This is a genomic window from Methanosarcina spelaei, from assembly GCF_002287235.1.
GTDB classification, from domain to species: domain Archaea; phylum Halobacteriota; class Methanosarcinia; order Methanosarcinales; family Methanosarcinaceae; genus Methanosarcina; species Methanosarcina spelaei.
Window position 1 is genome coordinate 1 of record NZ_LMVP01000238.1, and the last position, 1,899, is coordinate 1,899.

General features: G+C 35.8%; 1 protein-coding gene. It reads right to left on the reverse strand.

Annotation, left to right across the window (positions count from 1 at the left end; all coding sequences use genetic code 11):
• Nucleotides 1-939: 939 nt before the first annotated feature.
• The coding region (locus ASJ81_RS12015; protein ID WP_095642794.1) for an IS66 family transposase at nt 940-1,899 on the reverse strand (960 nt) is incomplete at its 5' end.

Here is a 1,899-nt window from a genome sequence, read left to right on the forward strand (position 1 = left end):
TAGTGGGGATGACAGTAAACTACGGCATTAATGAAAGGAAGGAATTACAAGCCTTTTCTGAATAAGGAAATCGAAAGGGGGCTATTAATTTATGAATAAAATTAAGTGTTCTTATTCCTATCTTTTTTATCCCTAAACAGTTCTCATCAAATGTTTTTTATTAACTTTGTAGAAATACTATTCGTGAATCGCCGTCAAAAGACTGAATATATATGAGTAAAAACAGACCAAATCATTCAGCTCAAATTAATGGAGATTTTTAGAGAATTTTTACGGAGCCTTATATACTTCTTTAGTTATCTGACCCTTATCCCTATCTGCTTTCACAGACATGGCAAATTTATCATATTGGTACATATCTAAAGAATAAGTACGATATTTAGGGAATCAAAACGGATATTTGAGCAGGTTGGAAAAGACTAAACCTACCTAGAGTACTTTCTACTTATCCAAAGAACCAATTGTCCGTCCAGACCTTACTATCCAGAGAACTTTCTACCTATCCAGCGAACTAATTGCCTGTCCAGATCTTCTAAAAGAATCAGGACAATTGAATATAACTATTTCATTCTCATCTTTAAAAGTAGCTATGATCCTTTATGATCGCTGCTTAGGTTGAATCCAAAAAGAACGTGTTTGAACCTGGCACGTACATTTTCCTGAAGAAAGTAAAGTCTCCTGCCTCCTTCTACAAAGGTATTAGAAGAATTCTGGATGGTATTTCTCTATTCGAGTTGCATTAAAGTTCTGGATGGTATTTCTCTGGCCGAGTTTCCTTCCGAATTTAAAAATATATTTAAGGGTTCAGCCGAAGCTTCCTGTTAATAACACGGCCATATTTCTGAAAAAGTGAGGACTCATGAGCTTGATAAAAAAGTTAAAACTTATTCTCTTAATAAAAAGAATTAAGGTATCCTCTTCAAATTGAGTGGAAAGCTCTCAATTTCTGCTTATTGAGCTTTTTTCTCCGATTAATTGAGCCAGAGATGGCATCCCAAATGTACCGCCAACTCTATCACATATGTACTGATATGCACTTACACCCAGTTTCTTTGCTGTCTGAACAATCGTCATAAATGTGTCATTTGCTTTTGTTCCTTCCTCTGTTATGGTTTGAAGGCTCACATCTCTTTTTCTGACTTTTGCTCTCGCCGCTAGTTCCGCTGCATTGTTATGCAGCGGAACCTCTGGCAAGACCAGAACCTTTAACAGCTGTTCCTTGTTCTCTTTTGTCTTAGCGATTCTTTCATCCAGCTGTTCATATCCTGTTTTGGTAGAAAACAACTGATCAAACTTAACGGATAATTGCTCCGCTACCTCTGAATCTGGTTTTATTCTAAACTTAGAAAGCTCACCATAAAAGTTCCAGTAACTGTTCAGAAAAGCTTTCAGCTTTTCTTTATGATACGGAACTATTGGCCTTAATTTCTTGTAGTTTCTACCGTCATGAATCCAACAAAGAGCATGGTGATATGCAATTTGCCTGAACTGACGTGCATCATCACTTAAAAGTGTGGTAACCACAGGTATGTCTTTACTTTGATGATAGGCCGCAATTGCACAGGCTTCAAGGACTTTCTTCTTAGTAGTTTTATATCCATTAAGTGAGAAAACACAATCCAGTTTTCGACGCATTTCTTCGTCACTGAATATTTTGTTTTTAAAAGACGAGAGTTTTTCCATCCAACTTTGGGAAACATTAAACGTTTTCATCAGATTATATGCTTCATCAGTAAAGCAGTATGTTTTTTCTTTTCCACATAAAAGCACGTCTAAAACATTTTCTCTATTTTTATTGGGAACTGTAAAATAAGCAGTATAATAAGGATTACAAAGAATTTGAGTATAATAATTGACACCATTGACTCTTGCACCTGTATCATCAATCTGCTGATAAGG